Origin of the sequence: Corallococcus sp. CA053C (assembly GCF_003611675.1) — a bacterium.
Classification (GTDB): domain Bacteria; phylum Myxococcota; class Myxococcia; order Myxococcales; family Myxococcaceae; genus Corallococcus.
On sequence record NZ_RAWA01000183.1, the window covers coordinates 1 to 18237 of the forward strand.

At 71.6% G+C, this 18237-nt stretch carries 22 protein-coding genes; 17 read left to right on the plus strand and 5 right to left on the minus strand.

Annotation, left to right across the window (positions count from 1 at the left end):
* From mbhE to D7V97_RS23145, 7 genes are all read left to right on the plus strand, one after another.
* Positions 1-2216, plus strand: a 2216-nt coding sequence (gene mbhE, locus D7V97_RS23115; protein ID WP_120612825.1) for a hydrogen gas-evolving membrane-bound hydrogenase subunit E, incomplete at its 5' end; no start/stop codon positions are given.
* A 1-nt stretch (position 2217) separates the two neighbouring features.
* A complete protein-coding gene (locus D7V97_RS23120; RefSeq protein ID WP_120612826.1) occupies positions 2218-2661 on the plus strand; it encodes an MnhB domain-containing protein in 444 nt (147 codons plus the stop codon).
* Positions 2658-3026, plus strand: coding sequence for a sodium:proton antiporter (locus D7V97_RS23125; RefSeq protein WP_120612827.1), 369 nt, complete (start codon positions 2658-2660; stop codon positions 3024-3026). Before D7V97_RS23120 ends, D7V97_RS23125 begins: the two co-directional genes overlap by 4 nt.
* Entirely contained in the window at positions 3023-4399 is a 1377-nt protein-coding gene (locus D7V97_RS23130; RefSeq protein ID WP_233583116.1) for a complex I subunit 5 family protein, read from the plus strand. Before D7V97_RS23125 ends, D7V97_RS23130 begins: the two co-directional genes overlap by 4 nt.
* The gene (locus D7V97_RS23135; protein WP_120612828.1) at positions 4396-4893 is read left to right on the plus strand and encodes a Na+/H+ antiporter subunit E; all 498 of its coding nucleotides are present in this window, start codon (positions 4396-4398) and stop codon (positions 4891-4893) included. The genes D7V97_RS23130 and D7V97_RS23135 overlap by 4 nt, the downstream gene beginning before the upstream one ends.
* Positions 4894-4905: 12 nt before the next feature.
* Positions 4906-5196, plus strand: coding sequence for a monovalent cation/H+ antiporter complex subunit F (locus D7V97_RS23140; RefSeq protein ID WP_120612829.1), 291 nt, complete (start codon positions 4906-4908; stop codon positions 5194-5196).
* Positions 5193-5552: a monovalent cation/H(+) antiporter subunit G gene (locus D7V97_RS23145; protein WP_120612830.1), complete on the plus strand. Its 360-nt coding sequence runs from the start codon at positions 5193-5195 to the stop codon at positions 5550-5552. Before D7V97_RS23140 ends, D7V97_RS23145 begins: the two co-directional genes overlap by 4 nt.
* Here the strand turns inward: D7V97_RS23145 and D7V97_RS23150 are convergent.
* The 4 genes from D7V97_RS23150 to D7V97_RS23165 are packed head-to-tail and all read right to left on the minus strand — an operon-like array spanning position 5512 to position 8568.
* Positions 5512-6015, minus strand: a complete 504-nt coding sequence (locus D7V97_RS23150; protein WP_120612831.1) for a hypothetical protein — start codon at positions 6013-6015, stop codon at positions 5512-5514. The genes D7V97_RS23145 and D7V97_RS23150 overlap by 41 nt on opposite strands.
* A 4-nt stretch (positions 6016-6019) precedes the next feature.
* Positions 6020-6958, minus strand: a complete 939-nt coding sequence (locus D7V97_RS23155) for a proline dehydrogenase family protein (RefSeq protein ID WP_120612832.1) — start codon at positions 6956-6958, stop codon at positions 6020-6022.
* Between the two features lie 37 nt (positions 6959-6995).
* Positions 6996-7886, minus strand: a complete 891-nt coding sequence (locus tag D7V97_RS23160; RefSeq protein ID WP_120612833.1) for an alpha/beta fold hydrolase — start codon at positions 7884-7886, stop codon at positions 6996-6998.
* Positions 7879-8568 carry a lysophospholipid acyltransferase family protein gene (locus D7V97_RS23165; protein ID WP_233583117.1) on the minus strand — a complete coding sequence of 230 codons (690 nt, stop codon included), beginning with the start codon at positions 8566-8568 and terminating at the stop codon, positions 7879-7881. The genes D7V97_RS23160 and D7V97_RS23165 overlap by 8 nt, the downstream gene beginning before the upstream one ends.
* 247 nt (positions 8569-8815) lie before the next feature.
* Here D7V97_RS23165 and D7V97_RS23170 point away from each other — a divergent pair, with 247 nt between their 5' ends.
* From D7V97_RS23170 to D7V97_RS23210, 10 genes are all read left to right on the plus strand, one after another.
* A complete protein-coding gene (locus D7V97_RS23170) occupies positions 8816-9313 on the plus strand; it encodes a hemerythrin domain-containing protein (RefSeq protein WP_233583118.1) in 498 nt (165 codons plus the stop codon).
* Between the two features lie 179 nt (positions 9314-9492).
* The gene (locus D7V97_RS23175; RefSeq protein ID WP_120612835.1) at positions 9493-10017 is read left to right on the plus strand and encodes a cell wall protein; all 525 of its coding nucleotides are present in this window, start codon (positions 9493-9495) and stop codon (positions 10015-10017) included.
* A 123-nt stretch (positions 10018-10140) separates the two neighbouring features.
* Positions 10141-11007, plus strand: a complete 867-nt coding sequence (gene kynA / locus D7V97_RS23180; RefSeq protein WP_120612836.1) for a tryptophan 2,3-dioxygenase — start codon at positions 10141-10143, stop codon at positions 11005-11007.
* Positions 11008-11119: 112 nt separating this feature from the next.
* On the plus strand, positions 11120-11296 hold the full coding sequence (locus D7V97_RS44770; RefSeq protein ID WP_158623437.1) for a hypothetical protein: 177 nt from the start codon (positions 11120-11122) through the stop codon (positions 11294-11296).
* 133 nt (positions 11297-11429) lie between these two features.
* A complete protein-coding gene (locus tag D7V97_RS23185) occupies positions 11430-11990 on the plus strand; it encodes a Uma2 family endonuclease (RefSeq protein WP_120612837.1) in 561 nt (186 codons plus the stop codon).
* 18 nt (positions 11991-12008) lie between these two features.
* Complete coding sequence (locus D7V97_RS23190; protein WP_120612845.1) at positions 12009-13130, plus strand: hypothetical protein; 1122 nt, start codon at positions 12009-12011, stop codon at positions 13128-13130.
* Between the two features lie 142 nt (positions 13131-13272).
* Positions 13273-14736, plus strand: a complete 1464-nt coding sequence (locus tag D7V97_RS23195) for an adenylate/guanylate cyclase domain-containing protein (protein ID WP_120612838.1) — start codon at positions 13273-13275, stop codon at positions 14734-14736.
* A 46-nt stretch (positions 14737-14782) separates the two neighbouring features.
* Entirely contained in the window at positions 14783-15202 is a 420-nt protein-coding gene (locus D7V97_RS23200; protein ID WP_120612839.1) for a type II secretion system protein GspG, read from the plus strand.
* A gap of 151 nt (positions 15203-15353) precedes the next feature.
* Positions 15354-16712: a universal stress protein gene (locus D7V97_RS23205; RefSeq protein WP_120612840.1), complete on the plus strand. Its 1359-nt coding sequence runs from the start codon at positions 15354-15356 to the stop codon at positions 16710-16712.
* 188 nt (positions 16713-16900) lie between these two features.
* Positions 16901-17482: a sigma 54-interacting transcriptional regulator gene (locus tag D7V97_RS23210; protein WP_120612841.1), complete on the plus strand. Its 582-nt coding sequence runs from the start codon at positions 16901-16903 to the stop codon at positions 17480-17482.
* Positions 17483-17678: 196 nt separating this feature from the next.
* On the opposite strand, the gene D7V97_RS46650 is transcribed toward D7V97_RS23210, so the two are convergent.
* Complete coding sequence (locus tag D7V97_RS46650) at positions 17679-18101, minus strand: hypothetical protein (RefSeq protein ID WP_120612842.1); 423 nt, start codon at positions 18099-18101, stop codon at positions 17679-17681.
* Positions 18102-18237: the final 136 nt, after the last annotated feature.

An 18237-nucleotide genomic window follows, 5' to 3' on the forward strand; every position in this document is an offset into this window, starting at 1 on the left:
GGGGGCGCCCGGGGGCCGCGGCCTGGGTGGGCGCTTCATGCGCCGTGGCCTCGCTGGTCGCGCTGTGTCGGGAGTTGACGCTGGGGCCCGCGCGCCTCGTCCTTCCCTGGGCGCCCACGTGGGGCCTGTCGCTGGAGTTCACACGGGACGGGCTGTCCGGCCTCTACGCGGTGATGGCCCTGTCCGTCGGGGCGCTCGTCGTCCTGTACTCGCGCGCGTACCTTCCGCACCACCTGGAGGAGAAGCGCCGGCCCGCGCGCGACGAGGTGCGCTTCCACGTCCTCATGCTGTCGTTCATGGCCGCCATGGTGCTGCTCGTCACCGTGGATGACCTGCTGCTGCTCTTCGTGGCGTTGGACCTCACCACCATCGTCTCGTACCTGCTCATCGGCTACGACCGCGACGACCCGGAGTCTCGCGCCGCCGCGCTGCTGTCGCTGGTCCTCACCGGCGCCACCTCCGTCGTCTTCTTCGCGGGCGCGATGACGCTGGGCCTCCAGTACGGCACCTTCTCCCTGCCGCTCGTCTTCGAGCGCGCCGCGACCTCCCCCGCGTCCACTGGCGCGCTGGTGTGTCTGGCCGTGGGCGCGCTGGGCAAGAGCGCGCAGGTGCCGTTCCACTTCTGGCTGCCGCGCGCCATGGCCGCGCCCACGCCCGTGTCCTCGTACCTGCACTCGGCGGCGATGGTGGCCGCGGGCGTCTTCCTCCTCCAGCGCCTCTACCCGCTGTTCGCCCCGGCGCTCGCAGTGCGCGATGGGCTGCTCGCCCTCGGCTTCCTGTCCATGACCGTGGGCAGCCTGATGGCCCTGGTGGCGGATCCGTTCAAGCGCGTGCTCGCGTACTCCACCATCGCGCAGTACGGCTATGCGCTGGTGCTCGTGGCCCTGGGCTCCGAAGGCGCGCCGCTCTATGTCGCCGCCCACGCCCCCTGCAAGGCCGCCCTGTTCCTCACCGTGGGCGCGGTGACGCAGGTGACCGGCAAGAAGAAGCTCTCCCAGGTCAGCGGCCTGCGCCACTCGCTCCCCGTGCTCGCGGGCGCCAGCGCCGTGGCCGCCGCGGGGCTCGCCGCGCTGCCCCTCACCGTGGGCTTCTTCAAGGACGAGGTCTTCTTCCACGCGCTCGCACTGAAGGGCCCCGCGTCCATGGCGGCCGGACTCGTGGGCGCGGGCCTGTCGCTCGCGTACACGCTGCGCCTCTGGTGGGGCCTCTTCGGGGGCACGCGCCAGGACGTGCCCGCCGCGCCCCGGCTCCTCGTCGCGCCCGTCGTCGTGCTCGCCGCGTCCGTGCTCGCGGGCGGCCTCCTGCCGGGCCTCCTCGTCGCGCCCGCCCGCGCCGCCGCCTCCACCATGCGCGGCGAGCCCTCCACGCTGGAGCTCGCGTACCACCTGGATGCCCGCGCGGAGAACCTGCTGGCCGTGGGCGCCTGGGCGCTGGGCGCGGTGCTGTTCGCCACGCGCCTGGCGTGGACACCCGGGCTCGTGCGCGTGCTGGAAGGCACCTCCCGGTTCGGCCCCGAGCGCGGCTACCGGCTGCTGTTGCACCAGCTGGACCGGCTGTCGACGTGGCTGCACGAACTGGAGGTGCGCGACCTGCGCGACCGGGTGGCGTCCGTGCTGGTGCCCACGGGCCTGCTGGGCCTGACGGTGCTGTGGGTGACGCCGCTGCGCCACCGCTTCATCCCGGGCACGGTGGGGTGGGCGGACCTGACGCTGGTGATGGCGCTGGCGTTCGCGTCAGCGGCGGCGCTGGCCACGCTGCGCGCTCGCAGTCACCTGGTGCTGGTGATGCTCATCTCCTGCGTGGGCTTCAGCCTGGCCATGGTGTACGCCTTCGCCGCCGCGCCCGACGTGGCCCTCACCTCCGTGCTGGTGGAGAGCACCTTCACGCTGCTCTTCGCGGGGCTGCTCGCCCTGCTCCCGGACCGCCGGCTGGCGCGCGCGCAGGCGGAGGCCCAGAAGCCGCGCGGCCGCGACCGCATCTCCGCGGGCATCGCGGGCGTCAGCGGCTTCCTCTTGAGCTGGAGCGCCCTGTCCCACCTCCAGGCCGACCGCGTGGGCACCCAGACGGTGAAGCTCGCGGAGGTGGCGCACTCGCCCAACGTCGTCGCCGCCGTGCTCACCGACTTCCGCGGCCTGGACACCGTGGGGGAGATGAGCGTCGTGGTGGTCGCGCTCCTGGGCGTCACCAGCCTCCTCGGGCTGAAGGGGAAGCGCTGACATGCGTTCGTTCGTCCCGCCCCTGTCGCGCATGCTGGTGTGGCCGTCGTTGATCATCGCGCTGGCCCTGTGGCTCAAGGGCGGCACGGAGGTGGGCGGCGGCTTTCCCGCCGGGGCGCTCGCGGGCCTCGTGGTGCTGTTGCAGTACGTGGTGACGGGCCGCGAACAGGCCCGGCGCTACGTGGCGGTGCGGTACGCGGCGCCGCTCGCGGGCGTGGGCCTGCTGCTGGTGGTGGGCACCGCGTTCCTGCCCGTGCTCGCGGGCTACACCCCCGTGAGCCTCTTCCCCCAGCCGGGGCAGCCCGGCCTGGGCGCGGGCGCGTTCCACCTGCACACCGCGCTCGTCTTCGAAGGGGGGCTGATGCTCATCGTCTTCGGGCTCGTGGTCACCGTCATCGACCGGTTCGCGCTCAGCACGTCCACGGAAGAGGAGTCCGGACCATGATCCTCATCGCGTCCCTGGTGGTGGGCCTGCTGTTCGCGTGCGGCGTGCGCATGGTGCTGGAGCGCGAGCTGGTGCGCGTGGCGTGCGGCACGGTGCTCATCACCAACTCCAGCGTGCTGCTCATCCTCGCGGGCTCCTTCCCGGAGCGCGGGGAGGCCGTGCACGTGCAGCCGGGCTGGCCGGTGACGGACCCCGTGCTCCAGTCGCTGGCGCTCACGGCCATCGTCATCGGCTTCGCGGTGTCCGCGCTGCTGCTCACGCTGGTGCACCGCACGCAGCGCGCGCACGGCTCGCTGCGCACGGACCGGCTGGTGGAAGCAGAGCTCAAGCGCGTGCACGACACCGAAGGCGAGCGGCCTGTATGACGCCGATGCCCCTCTGGGGACCGCTCCTCCTGCCGTGGGTGCTGGCCGCGGTGCTGGCGTTCCTGGACGGCCGGCGCGCGTGGGTGGCGTGGCTGGGCATCGCGACCCTGGCCGCCACGCTCGTGTGCACGGCGCTCTTGTTGCCGCAGGCCTGGAGCGCACACCCGCCCGAGTTCGTCACCGGCGACTGGCCGGTGGGCGTGGGCATCCGCCTGCGCGCGGATCCGCTGTCCATCGTGTACGCGCTGGTGTCCACCGCGGTGCTGCTGGGCACGCTCGTCTACGAGCACGTCGCCGGAGGCATCACGTCGCGCAGCTTCCCGTCGCTGGTGGTGTTCCTGGGCGCGGGGCTCACGGGCGTGTTCTTCACGTCCGACGCGTTCAACTTCTACGTCTTCTTCGAGCTGGCGATGACGTCCGCCTTCGCGCTCGCGTCCTATGGGGAGTCGCCCCGCAACCTGCGCGCCGCGTTCACCTTCGTGGTGGTGAACCTGATGGGCTCCACGCTGTTCCTCACCGCGGTGGTGATGCTGTACCTGACCACCGGCACGCTGGACATGCAGTCCATCATCGCGTGGGGACAGGCGCAGGACCCGCATGCGCTGGTCGTCCCGGGCACGCTGCTGCTGTGCGCGTTCGGCGTGAAGCTGGGCTTCTTCCCGTTCCACTTCTGGGCGCCGGCCGTGTACCGCGACGCGGGCCCCACGGTGGCGGCGCTGCTCGCGGGGGCGCTGGCGAACATCGGCAGCTATGGCCTCATCCGCTTCGGCGCGGACGTGATGCCGCAGGTGCTGGAGCGCGCCCGGCCGCTCCTGGAAGTGCTGGGCGCCGCGAGCATCCTCTACGGCTCCGTGCTGGCGCTGTCGCGGCGGGACACGCGCGAGGTGCTGGCGTACGCGTCCATCACCCAGGCGGGGCTCATCATCGCGGCGCTGGGGCTGGACGGCCCGGAGGGGCTGTCCGCGGCGGTGGCGCTGGCGCTGGCGGGCTCCGTGGACAAGACGGCGCTGTTCCTCGCGCAGGACCGGGGCGGCGAGCGCGCCCGCAGGGCCTACTCCGTCGCGGCCTTCAGCACGGCGGGCGTGCCCCCCACGGCGGGCTTCTGGTCCAAGGCGTGGCTCTTGAGGGCCGCGCTGGAGCGGGGCCATCCGCTGCTCGCGGCGCTGGTGGTGCTGGCGAGCGTCCTGTCCCTGCTGGCCCTCTTCCGCGCCTACCAGCGCGAGCAGTGGCTGCGGGAGGGCGCGGCCCTGCACCGGGGCACGGGCGCGGTGGTGTTCGCCCTGTCGCTGGCGCTTGTCGCGACGGGCCTGTGGCCGGAGCCGCTGCTGCGCGCGGGCCGGGACGCCGTCGCGGGCCTGGGGGTGCGGCGATGAGGCTGCGCACGGCCGCGCGGGTGCTTGCCCTGGCGCTGCTCTACGCGGCGATGGTGGGCAGCCTCCACCCGGTGGACCTCGCGGTGGGCGCGGTGCTGGCCGTGGGCGTGATGCGCCTGTTCCCGATGGCAGGCCTGCCCCCCGGAGTGTCCTCGCGCGAAGGGTGGCGGTGCCTGTGGCACCTGCCGCGCTTCGGCGGGGCGCTGACGGTGCTGGTGGTGAAGAGCTGCGCGCAATTGCTGGGCGTCATCTTCGGGGGCAGGGAGCGCGCGGCCCACGCGGGCGTGGTGGACGTGCCCATGGGCGAGCGCACCGCGCGGGGCGTGCAGGTGTCCTCGTGGGTGATGTCCCTGGCCCCGGGCACGGTGCTGCTGGAGCTGGACTGGGAGCGGCGCGTGATGCGCATGCACGCGCTGGACGCGTCCGACCCGGAAGCGCTGCGCAGGCAGCAGGACGACTTCTACCGGCGCTACCAGCGCGCGGTGTTTCCGTAGGGGAGGACCCCGGTGCACGAGACCTTCTTCACGCTGGCCATCCTCTGGATGGTGGGCCTGCTGGGCGCGCTGGTGCTGCTGGCGTCGCGGCAGCGCTCCGCCGCGGACGTGCTGATGGCGGTGGACACCCTGGGCCTGGTCATCTGCGCGGTGCTCGCGCTGTACGGCGCCACGCGCGGCGAGGCCGGCTACCTGGACGCGGCGCTGGTGCTGGCGCTGCTCTCCTTCGTGCAGACGGTGGCCGGGGCGCGCTACCTGCACCACGGCCGCGCCTTCCGCGAGGAAGAGGAGGACTCCCGATGACCGCCGCGCTCCTGCAATGGGTGTCGGACGGGCTGGTGGCGCTGGGCCTGCTCTTCATCACCCTGTCCCTCATCGGCATGTACCGGCTGCCGTCGGTGCTCACGCGGGTCCACGCTGCGGGGATGGTGCCCTTCGGCGCGGTGCTGGTCATCCTCGGCGCCACGCTCGCGACCGGGGACCCGAAGCTGCTGCTGCGCGGGCTGCTGGTGGCCGCGTTCCTGCTGCTCACCATGCCCAGCTCCGCCCACGCCATCGCCTGGCTGGCGGAGGGACGCCCCGACACCGCCCACGAGGAAACGCCGCCGCGTCAGCCCGTCACGCCCAGGAAGGGCGACGCAAAGACTCCCGAGCCCTGACCCACCGCGAGCTCCGGGGCGTGAGCGCGCGGATCGACGCCTCCGTCACCACGCCGTACAGGGCGGTCTGCGCCACCAGCCACGCGTGCTCCTGGGGCGTCCAGGTGCTGCGTGCCTCGGTCGCCTTGAACACCGGGAACGCCAGGTGCTCGAAGGCCAGCACGCCCAGCCCCAAGAGCAGCCCGCGCGGCACCAGGGACCAGCGCTCCTCGGCGGGCCCGGCCAGGCTCCAGGCCACCGCGAGCATCGGCGAGTAGCCGAAGCGCAAGGCCCACGCCCAGCGCCGGGCCTCCTCCGGCGTCAGCTCCCGGCGCAGCACGCGGCCCATCAGCCGCTGGGCGATGAAGCGGGCGGCATACGGCGGCGGTTTGCCCAGGGACGCGTTGCGCACGGAGATGAGCACCCGCAGGGCCAGCCCGCCCAGGGTCCCCGCGATGCAGGCGTTGACGAAGCGGCTCGCCATGGACTCACCCCTTCATCAGGTTGCGCATCACGAACCAGAGGTTGGCCGGGCGCTCCGCCAGCCGTCGCATGAAATACGGATACCAGTGCTTCCCATACGGGACATAGACACGCACCGGGTGGCCGTCCTGGATCAGCTGCTCCTGGAGGTCGCGGCGGATGCCATACAGCATCTGGAATTCGAAGGCGCCGCGCGGCAGGTGGTTGCGGGCCGCGTGCTCCCGCGTGGCGTCAATCATCCGCTCATCATGCGTGGCGATGCCGTGATACACGCCGCTGTCCAACAGGATGCGCATGCAGCGCACGAAGTTGTCGTCCACGTCCTGCTTGTCCGGGAACGCCACCTGCGGACCCTCCAGGTAGGCGCCCTTGCACAGCCGGATGCGGATGCGCTCCGCGCACAGGGCCTTCGCGTCCGCCTCCGTGCGGCGCAGGTAGCTCTGGAGGACGGCGCCCACGTGCGGCTCGCCGAACTCCGCGTGCAACTCCCGCACGATGTCCAGGGTCGCCTGGGTGACGGCGCTCTCCTCCATGTCCACGCGCACGAACGAGCCGCGCGCCGCCGCGTCCGCCACCACCGCGCGTGCGTTCTGGAGCGCCAGCCCCTTGTCGAACAACAGGCCGCACTGCGTGAGCTTCATGGACACGTTGGCCTTCACGCCCACCTGGTCGATGCGCGCGAGCAGCCGTTGGTATTGGCGCACCTCGTCCCGCGTCTCCTCGGGCGTGCGCACCGCCTCGTTGAGGTGGTCGAAGCTGGCCATCAGCCCCCGGTCCGACAGGGCCCGCACCGCGTCCACCGCCTCCTCCAGCGTCTCGCCCGCGATGAAGCGCGAGGCCAGCTCACGGAAGGGTTTGAACCGCGTGGCCACGTCCTTCAAGTTGGACTGGCGCGACAGGAACAGCAGGGCGGAGCGGGACAGGTGGTCGGCGGCGGTCGTCATTCGGATGTCTTCCCCTGGAGGAAGAGATAACGATTGCTCAGTCGGGGTGCCGTGCGAGGAAGTCCGACACCCGCGCATTGAACGCTTCGGGATGGCTCATGTACGGCAGGTGACTGGCCGTCTCGAGGAACTCCAGCGCCGCTCCCGGCACGCGCGCCGCCACGTCCCGCGCGGCCGACGGCGGCACCAGCAGGTCGCGGCCTCCCTCGATGATGAGCGTGGGCACGCGCAGCTCCCCCAGCCGGTGCAGGAAGTCCGCGGCCAGGATGTCGCGCAGCCGGCGCATCAACTCCAGCGACGACAGCCGCCGGGCCTCGCGGACGATCTCCGCCCGCGCCTCCGGGGGCAGCGCCGAGCCGCCCAGCACCCGGGCCACCGTGGGCGCGAAGACATACGCCAGCGGCCGGGGCGCGCGCACCAGCGTGGACAGCGTCAGCGCCAGCCGCCGCACCCGGCGCACGCTGGCCACCGGGGACACCAGCACCAGCGCCTTCACCCGCGCGGGGTGCTCCAACGCATACGCGATGGACACGAGGCTGCCATAGGAAGACCCCATCAGCGCGAAGCGCCGCGGGAGCCGGGCCTCCGGGTGGTTGAGCACCGACAGGTTCCACTGCAACGGCGTATGCGTCGCGGGCGTCTTGAGCGGCGGCGTCCACAAGAGCAGCCGGTGCGCGTGCGCCAGGGGCTCCATGGGCGCGAACGAGCGGCCACTGGCGCCCAGGCCCGGAAGACACACCACCGTGCGGGCCACGTCCGTGCTGCCGTGCGGGAAGGTGAACAGGCGCACCGGCGTGCCCCGGACAGAGCGCTCTTCACACGCCAGGTGGGCATAGCCCCGCTGGATGTCTTCCACGTCCGGGACCCGCGGCGGCACGCGGTCCCGGGGCGGGGCGCTGGAGGCGACGGCGGCGGTGGCATCAAGCATGGCAGGCCCTCAGCAGCAGGCGGCGGACGCTGGCGGCCACGTGGTCGCGGAAGGTGTGCAGGCGCGACTCGGACGCGCCCGGGGGCGGCGGCTGCTGGGGCTCGCCCACCGCGAAGGTGAGCTGCACCGGCAAGGGCAGCGGCCCCAAACCCATCACCAGCGGCATGCGGTACTTCTCCTCTTGCGCCAGCTGCCAGCACAGCCGGTCCTCGGCCGGGGGCCAGAAGAAGGTGTCATCCACGCCAAACCCCGCGAAGGGCACCACCGGCACCCCCGCCTTCATGGCCAGCCGGACGAACCCCAGCGCGCGCTCCCAGCGCAGCCGGTAGCGGCCCTGGCTGCGTTTGAAGGTCTCCCGGGCCCCGCCGGGGTAGCACACGACGAGCTGACCCTCGGACAGCGAGCGCAGCGCGTTCTCCGGCGTGCCCTCCACCCCGCCCAGCCAGGGCAACACCGTGCGAACCAGGGGAATCTTGAAGAACCCTCGTTCCGCGAGCCCGAGGGGATAGCGACCCGTGGCGTTGTGCAGCAAATGGAAGAAGGCCGGCGTCTCGTATCCCCAGACGCCGTGGTTGCCGACGAGCAGCAGGGCGCCCTTGTGTGGTAAGTGTTCAGCACCGACCAGTCGGGCGCGGTGGTAGCGCGCGGAGAGGGCCGCGCCGGTTTCAGCGAACCGGAACACGGCTCTGCGGACGCTTGCGAGTGTGGCTTCCACGGTGGAGCCAAGATGGAAACGCTGGAGCGGGCTGGCACCGGGCAGGCGGCCGGCCGGGGGCTCCACCGCTGTTGTCATCATGGCAAGAAGGCCGGGGGGAGGGTGTCGGGGATTGCCTGCCAGCAGGCTGGCTTTCACGGCGGCGCTCCTGAAGAGAGCCGGTGAGGTTGTCTGCCTCCATCCGCGTGCCGATGCTTGATGCATGGCGGCGTCCATGGCGGGGTCCTTCGACATTCTCGTGGAGCAACACCGTGAGCTGGAGGCGCTGCTGGAGCGCCTGGACACGGAGACGGACCCGGACGAGCTGCGGGTGCAACAGGAAGCCTTCTCCCGCCTCTTGCGTCTGCATTCCCGCCTGGAGGAACGCCACGTGTACCCGCTGGTGACGCGCGTGGAGGGCCGCGCCCGTGCCCGCGAGGAGGCCGAGGACCACCTCACCCTGCGCGAGCTGCTGGAGGAGTTGCAGGAGCTGACGCCTGGCGGCGCCGAGTGGCAGGCGCGTCTGTTCACCCTCCAGGACCTGGTCGTGGCGCATGTGCAGGGCACGGAACATCTGTTGCTGCCCCGGTTGGCCACTTCCCTGGATTCAGGGGAGTTGGAGGGCCTTGAACACGACCTGGCACTCACGTGCGAGGAGCTGTTGGAGCGCTCGCAAAGCACCCCCGCCGCCGGTCGTGGTGCGTTGTTGGAAGCCCTGCATTGGGATGCGTAGAAGCCGTGCGGTAGCGCCTTCCAGGCGCTTGTTCCCGGCCCTTCACGCCCGCTGATACGCAGTGGCGTCACAACTTTTTATCGCTTCCTTCGACAATTGGCTTTCTGGAAGGTATTGGTAGTCCAGCGTGCCGGTTCACGCCAAGGCAAGGCTCCCCCCTAAACCGAGGATTGTTCGAAATGTCAGTTGACAAGGCGTTCCGCGAGATGATTCGCAACGAGATTGAAGTGCAGTTGAAGCCCCTGCGTGATGTGGTTGCGCGTCTGGAGTCGGGGACGGCGGACCTGGATGCGCTTCGCAGCGTGGCCGAGCGTCTGGCGCCCCTGGCGCAGGTCGTGGGTCCGCTCTTCGGCGCGCAGGCGCCCGCGGCTGGCAAGGCGGGGCGTCGCCCCGTGGGTCGTCCGGCGGGTCGCGCGGCCGTGAGCGCGCCGGTGGCGGCGCCGGCGGGTGGCAAGCGTCGGGGTCGCAAGCCGGCGGCGGACGGCGGCGCGCGTGAGTGCGCCATCCAGGGCTGCGGCAAGCCCAGCCGCACCAAGGGCTACTGCGCGGCGCACTACCAGAAGCTGCGGATGCTGGAGAAGACCAACCGCCGTCCTTCGGCGTGGGCGGACTACGCCAATCCGAACAGCGTGGAGGACATCAAGCTGCCCCGTGGCCGCGCGGCCTCCAAGGCGCTCGCGGAAGCCGCTCAGAAGAACGCTTAAGCAGTACGTTGCCCCGGCCCGGGCAGAGGTGAACCACACTCCCGTACGGGAGCGTGGGAGGTTTATCCGCGCGGAGGATGTGCTTGCGCCGCGAGGTGGTTGGTGCGCATGAATGCCCGGGCCATGAGCAAACGCGACCTGGAGCCTGGAATCGTCACGGACCTCGCGGGCCGGACGACCTACGGTGACTATCTGCAGTTGGACCGGTTGTTGTCCGCGCAGGTGCCCCGTTCCCAGCCTCCGCACCACGACGAGTTGTTGTTCATTGTCCAGCACCAGACGAGCGAGCTGTGGATGAAGCTGCTCATCCACGAGCTGTCCGCGTGCATCCGCTACATCCAGGCGGACCGGCTGGAGCCGTCCTTCAAGATCTTCGCGCGCGTCGCGCACATCCAGCGGATGCTCTTCGAACAGTGGAGCGTGCTGGAGACGCTCACGCCCAACGAGTACCTGGAGTTCCGCGACACGCTGGGCCACGCGTCGGGCTTCCAGAGCGCGCAGTACCGCGAGGTGGAGTTCCTGCTGGGCAACAAGGACGAGAGTGCCCTGAAGCCCTTCCAGCACGTGCCCCACGTGCACGCGGAGCTGGAGCGGCTGTTGGAGTCGCCGGGCATCTACGACGAGTTCCTGCGGCACCTGGCGCGCAAGGGACACGACGTGCCGGCGAGCCACGTGGAGCGCGACTGGCGTCAGCCGTATGAGAAGAGCGCCCAGGTGATGGAGGTGTTCCGCCGCATCTACGAGGACACGGACAAGCACTGGGACGCGTATGAGATGTGCGAGAAGCTGGTGGACACCGAGGAGCGGTTCCAGCTCTGGCGCTACCGGCACATGATGACGGTGATGCGCATCATCGGGTTCAAGCAGGGCACCGGCGGTTCGTCCGGCGTGGGGTTCCTGCGCAAGGCGCTGGACCTGCGCTTCTTCCCGGAGCTGTGGGACGTGCGCACGACGCTCGCGCCGCCCTCGCGCCCCCGGGGCCCGGCGTAGGGTTCCCAGGTCCCCTGCACGCTCCGCGGACGGACGGGTACGGGGTGCCGACCCGGGCGCGGGCTCCCTAGCTTGAGAGAGGTCAAACCCTCTCACCTGGGAAGGAGCCACCATGGGCGAGCACGACAGCCCCCGGAAGGAACCGCAGCTTCCGGAGGACGAACAGGAACTCAAGCGTCAGGCGGGGGACCGTCCCCTCCCCACGCCCGGCCACATCGGCCACCTGCCCGACGATGCACGGGGACCCGGAGGCATCGGGGTCGTCCTGCCCGAGGGCGGCGGCGACTGAAGAGACAGTTCGCGTGAAACATCCGGGGGCCTTCCGGGGCTCCCGGCGTCGGGGTACACCCGAGGGAAAGCGTGTCAGACGGGCATGAGAGTGTCCGGCCATGGCCCTACCTGCTAGATTGGTTGTCCCAGAGATGACCCGAAAGCCCGCGACCTACGCCGACCTCGAAGCGCTCCCTCCGAACCAGGTGGGGGAGATTGTCGCTGGCGAGCTGCATGCGAGCCCACGCCCCGCATCGCGGCATGCCTCCGCGGCTTCCTACCTCTATGCCGAGCTTCGATGGCCTTTTGGCCGGGGACGCGGGGGTCCCGGAGGATGGATCCTCCTCTTCGAGCCGGAGCTGCACCTGGGCCGCGATGTCCTGGTGCCGGACATCGCGGGCTGGCGTCGGGAACGCATGCCCGAACTGCCGGATGTGGTGGGTTTCACGATGGCGCCCGATTGGCTGTGCGAGGTGTTGTCCCCTTCCACGGCTCGACTCGACCGGGCCCGGAAGCTGGTGGCCTATGCGCGGGAGGGAGTGAAACACGTCTGGCTGGTGGATCCGATCCAACGCACCCTGGAGGTCTTCCGCCTGGAGGGGCCGCACTACCTGTTGCTTGCCACCCACCTGGAGGAAGAGACGGTCCACGCGGAGCCATTCGAGGCGCTCGCGCTGGAACTTCCCGTCCTGTGGGAAGACGCCGCGCGGTAGGGTGGACGCACCATGTCCGTGCCCGCGGGAGTTCCGCTGCTCTTCGAACAGGCCCACATCCTCTGCTACCGCACGTTCGACATCGCGGAGGAGATCGACCTGGAGCGCGCACGCAAGGCGTTGTCGGAGGACTCGCGCCGGCTGAAGCTGTCGCGCGAGAACAGCCAGTACATCCAGCTGCCCAACCCTCCCGTCGCCTATGAGCTGGGTCGCAAGCCGCTCGCGCTGCGCGGCGGCCCCGTCACGGTGGACGCCACCGCGCGCCTCTTCGACCATGGCGCCGCGTCCATCATCCTGCGCGTCCCCGTGACGTCCGGCACCACCTGGGAGACGCTCACCGAGGTCGCCGACGAGCTCTATGACAGCCAGGCCCTGGAGGACCTGGCGCGGGAGCTGGTGGAGGGCGTGCGTCGCACCATCGCCTCCGCGACGCAGGAGCCCCACCTGTGGGACCAGAGCGAGAGCTACACCGTCATCTTCGCCGAGCGCATCCAGGGCAACCCGTCCGCGGAGGAGCTGTTTGAACGCGCGGACATCGCGCGGCTGCTCCTGGGCGAGGTGGGCACGCCGGACCTCGCGCCGCGCGAGCGCGAGGCCGTCACGCAGGTGCGCTTCAGCTACACCGCGCACGACCTGGTCGTCGTGGACTGGAACTCCGCCTTCGTCTACGAGCCGTCCGGCTCGCGCGACATCCCGGACCTGTTGGAGATCGCCAACGCGCAGCTCCTGGAGTTCCGCTACTACGACGAGCGGTTGGACAAACACATCGCGCGGATCCACGACGAGGTGCAGGCGCGCAAGCCCGGCTGGACGACGCTGTTCCGCAGCCCCTACCGCAGCCTCGCGCGCGAGACGCTGGGCACGCTCGTGGACCTCAACGAGTTCGTGGAGCGGGTGGAGAACAGCCTGAAGATCATCGGCGACTTCTACCTGGCCAAGGTCTACGAGGGCGCCGTGCGCCGCATGCGCATCCCCGCGTGGCAGGGCTCCGTCACGCGCAAGCAGCAGCTGCTCGCGCAGACGTATGGCCTGCTCAAGGGCGAGGTGGACATCGACCGCTCCCACATCCTGGAGGTCATGATCGTCGCACTGATTGTCCTGGAGCTCGCCCTCGCCTTCACCCGCGTCTTCCCGCACTGACCCTGGGTTCCCCTGGGTTCCATCACACCCTGGAGGGCTGGAGGCTTCGGGGGCGGGGTTGGGTTACGCTGTGCGGCAGGGCGCGCGCCGGGCCGCCCGTGTCTCGCTCCCGGTTCTGTCGACGGGGGGCGGAGGTTGCCGCATGAGTGCTTCGAGCCCCCTCTTCGGTGACCTGTTGCTCAAGCTGGGCGTCGTCTCGCCGGGGCAGGTGCAGGAGGCGCTCGCGCTGCAGGCGCTCACCGGGCAGCGCGTGGGCGAGGCGCTCATCTCCCTGGGCTACGTGTCGCGGGAGCAGATTCAGGACGCGCTCGGCGAGGCGCTGGGCCTGAACCAGCAGGACAAGGGGCCCGCGCAGCCGCCGCTGGGCGAGCTGCTGGTGGGGCTCAAGTACGTGACGCTCGCGCAGCTGGCGGAGTCCCTGGCGCGGCAGCGGCGCGACGGGCGCCGGCTGGGGGAGATCCTCGTCGAGCAGGGGCACTGCACGTACAAGCAGATCTACGAAGCGCTGGGCGTGCAGAACCGCATCGCCGGACGGCAGGACATGCCCCGCCCCGCGATGGAGGGGCGCCGCCGCGTGGTGGTGGTGGACGACAGCCCGCTCGCGTGCGCGTTCGTGCAGGAGGGGCTGGTGGCGCTGGGCTACGAGGTCCTCTGCTTCCAGGATCCGTACGAGGCGCTGGAGGGCATGGGGCGGTTGCAGCCGTCCATCGTGCTGAGCGATTTGGAGATGCCCGGGCTGGACGGCGTGGAGCTGTGCCGGCGGCTGAAGGAGGGCCCGCGCAGCGCCATCCCCATCATCGTGCTCACCGCGAACGACCGCGAGGCGGAGCGCGTGCGGGGCCTGCGCGCGGGCGCGGACGACTACGTGAACAAGTCCGCGTCCATGGACGAGCTGGCGGCGCGCATCGAGAGCGTGGTGCGCCGCACGGGCGAGACGGAGCGCATGCGCAAGCTGTTCGCGCGCTACACGTCCGACGCGGTGGTGGAGGAGATCCTCAAGAGCGCGGACGCGGCGGTGCTCGCCGGGGAGAAGCGCGAGGTGACGGTGCTGTTCGCGGACATCCGCAACTTCACCGGGCTCGCGGAGAGCCTCCCGCCCGAACAGGTGGTGGCGGTGCTCAACCAGGTGCTGGGCCGGCTGTCGGACGCGGTGCTCACCTGCGGCGGCACGCTGGACAAGTTCCTGGGCGACGGGCTGATGGCGGTGTTCGGCGCGCCCGTGGCCCGTCCGGACGACGCGCTCCGGGGCCTGCAGTGCGCGAAGATGATGATGGAGGCCTTCGTGGAGCTGCGCGCGGTGGCGGAGGCCGAGTGGGTGGCCCACGGCCGCGAGGGGCAGCCCCTGGTGCTGGAATTGGGCGTGGGGCTCAACTCGGGCGTGGTGGTGTCCGGCAACATCGGCAGCGCGCTCCGGGCCGAGTACACCTGCATCGGCGATGCGGTGAACGTGGCCTCGCGGCTGTGCGCGCTGGCCGGCCCGGGGGAAATCCTGGTGGGCGAGCGCACGCGCGACCTGGTGAACGCGAACGAGACGGCCTTCGAGGACCTCCCCCCGGTGCGCCTGAAGGGCAAGCAGCAGCCCGTGCCGCTGTACCGGGCCCTCTGAAGTCCCCCGTTTTCCGGGTGCGGTCGTTTGGTAGGGTGGGCGCGCCATGGCCGCCCTGTCCCACTCCTCCGCCGTGTCCGAGAAGTCCCGCCGCTCACCGCTGCCGTGGGTCGCGGTGGTGTTCGCGCTGGGGCTCGTCGTGGCGCTGGTGCTCACCGCCTTCCACCGCCGCGACAGCGAGCAGGCCAAGCGCATCCACGCCGACTTCGCCGTCATCCTGGACGCGCTGGAGCGCTACCGCGCCGAGCACCAGGGCCGGTTGCCGGAGGAGGGCAACCTGGACGCGCTGCTCGTGCCCCACTACCTGCCCGTCGTTCCGCTGGACCCGTGGGGCCGGGCGTACCAGTACGCCAGCAACTCGCAGGGCGCGTTCCTGTCCACCTTCGGTCGCGAGCACCAGCGCGGCGGCGTAGGCGAGGACCAGGACCACACCAACCACGACGGCCACCAGCAGCTGCTGCGCTGAAGGCCACTCCCCGGGGACCGGGTCCCGCTGAGGCTCCGGCGCGGAGAGCAGGCAGGCCGGCATGGAAGGCGGGCCGCCACCTGGGGGTGGGCGTGCGCATCCTTCTGGCGGGGAAGCGCCAGCGGGCGTTGCTTCCTCCCAGGGGGCAGCCATGGCCATCATCTGCGCAACCAACCTGTCCGCCGATGCCGCCCACGCGGCCACCGTGGCGGCGACCATCGCCTGCCGACTGGGGGAGCCCCTGGTGCTGCTGGGCGTGGCCGACGAGGTCCCGGACGCGGAGGCCCCTGACGCCCTGGCTGTGATGGAGGCCGGACTCGCGGCGGAGTCCGCGCGCCTGCGGTCGCTCGCGGGCACGGTGCAGCCCCGGATGCACCGGGGGGGCTCGGTGGACACGCTGCTGGGCGAGGAGGACTGTCGCGACGCCCGGCTGGTGGTGGTGGCCGCGCAGGGCTGGCGCACCTCCGCCTGGAGGAAGACGTCCCTGGCGGAACGGCTGGCCCGTCACGGCTGTGCCCCGGTGCTGGTGGTGCGGCGGGACACGGCGCTCTTGGACTGGGCCCGGGGCCGGCGCCGGCTGCTGGTGATGGTGGGGGTGGACCCCCGGTCGTCCACGTCGAGCGCGGCGCTCACCTTCCTGCGCGAGCTGCGCAGGGTGGGCGGGTGCGACGTGCTGGCGACCTTCGTGTGCTCGCCCGCGGAGGAGCGCGAGCGGCTGGGCATCCACAGCCCGGTGCACGTGGAGCTCCTGGCCCCGCAGGCGCGCGACATCGAGGCGTTGGACCCGGTGGTGGAGCGGGTGCTGCACCGCGAGGTGCGCGAGCGCGTGGGGGACCTGGAGGGCGAGGGCCGCGTGGAGGTGGTGCTGGAGCCCGGCTATGGCCGCCCGGCGGACCACCTGCTGCACGTGGCCCACGCGCACGCCGTGGACCTGACGGTGGTGGGCATGCACCTGCGCGGCGGGGTGCAGCGGCTGTGGCACGGCTCGGTGTCCGAAGGCGTGCTGCGCCACGCGGAGCGGTCGGTGGCGTGCACCCCGCCCGGCGCCCGCGAGCCGCGCCGCATCCCTCCGCCCCGCAGCGTGCTGGTGCCGGTGGACTTCACGGCCGCGTCGGGACAGGCCATCGCGCAGGCGTGCACGCTGGTGGGGCCCGGCGGCCGCGTGCACCTGCTGCACGTGCACCAGCTCCGGGGCCGCGAGCGGGGCCCCCGGGACGTGCACGGCGTGCTCCCGGAGCCCGCGGGCGAGCGGGACGCGGTGCTCAAACGGCTCTGGGACCAGGTGCCCCGGGACGCGGTCGCCCTGGCGGTGCACTGGAGCGTGGAGGGCGTGAGCGGGAACGACGTGGCGCTCGCCATCTGCCAGGCCACGGAGCGCGAGGGCGTGGACCTGGTGTGCGTGGGCACGTCGGAGCGTCACGAAGTCGTGCCGGACATGCTGCAGGGCGCGGTGGCGCGAGAGCTGGTGGCGCGTTGCCGCCGCCCGGTGATGGTGGTGCCCACCGCCTGAGGGCTCGCGCCGCGGGGCCGGGCTTCCAGGCCGCGCGCGGTCCCCTTGTCCGATGAACGGATGTCCAGTCTTCCGCTGCTCGTGAATCGGGTCCCTGCTCATTTCTCCCAAGTAAGGGATTGAACAGGCGACCCAGGAGGGCGTTAGACTTTGCGAGGACCCGCTTTCCTAGAAGGGCAGGGCATCCCGTGGCTCCTCGAGGCTATCGAGAAGAAGACCTCGTCTCCAACCGTGCGTCGCTGCTCATCCATGGAGGGACCGAGGATGAGCGCCGTGCCTGGGCGGAGGAAGCCGCGCGCAACTTTGGCGTCCCGCTGACGGAGGTGCGTCAGGCGGCGGAGCTCCCCGGGGCGCTGCGGCAGCCCAACGGCGTGCTCTTCGTCGCGGACGTGGCGAAGCTGCCGCTGGACGCGCAGGGGCTCATCCTGCGCTGCCTGCAGATGCAGGAGGAGCGGCCCAAGGTGGTGGTGGGCGTGTCGGGCGCGGCGAGCGCGGCCCTGACGCGAGGCACGCTGCGCGAGGACCTGCACTACCGGCTGAACCAGGCGCAGGTGGACCTGCAGACGGACGGCCTGCGCGACGTGCTCAAGCGGCGCTGGGCGCAGCAGGCGGAGCAGCTGGCCGTGCGCGCCGCGGCGCTGAAGGCCGCCGAGGAGAAGGAGCGCGCCGCCGCCGTGGCCCGCCGCCCCGGCTCCGTGACGCGCACCGTGCCCAAGCGCAAGGCCCCGCCCCCGGCCCGCAAGAGCGCGCCCCGCAACGCGGTCCGCTGAAGCAGCGCCGCGCCGGGGACTCCGCGCCCCAGGCGTGGCCCCGGAGCGGCCTCCGCGAACCGCCTGGCGCTGGAGGCTTCGGGATGCAGCCTTCGCAAGCCGCCCGGCGCTGAAGGCTTCCAGGCGCCGCTTCCGCGCGAGCCGCCCGACCCTGGAGAACTCCCCGGGCCGGTCCGCGCCGCGCGGGATGAAGCTCCTACTTGCCGCGGCGCGAGGTCTTCGCGGCCTTCTTCGCCGGAGCCGCGGCCTTCTTCGCCACGGGGGCCTTGCTCGCGGTGCGGCGCTTCGCCGCGGCGGGCACCGCCACGACCTTGCTGCCCGTCTTGCGGACCGCCGCCTTGCGCGCGGGAGCCGCCTTGCGCGCCGGGGCCGCCGCCTTGCGCGGGGTCGTGGACGGGGTGTGCTTGGCCGCCTCCACCTTCCGGACCGTCGTGGCCTTGGCCTTGCCGCGCGCGGCGGGGACCTTCTTGCCCAGCTTCACCTGGAGCGAGTCCACCGTCCGGACCGTCGCCGACGCCGTGCCCAGGGCCGTCTGCACCAGGGCGCGCGCCCCTCGGGTGCCCACCTGGGTGACCGCGCGCTTCACCTTCTCCACCAATCCACGCTTCGACGTCGCCATTCGCAGCCTCGTTTCGTACTGGAAGGGGCCCCTCGTCGAGGCCCAAGGTAGTCACGCCCTCCGGCTGGAGCAGCGGTCAGGCACGTGGAGACCCTGGCAGAAGGGCCTTGTCACAGGGGGAGGGGGACGTCCAGGG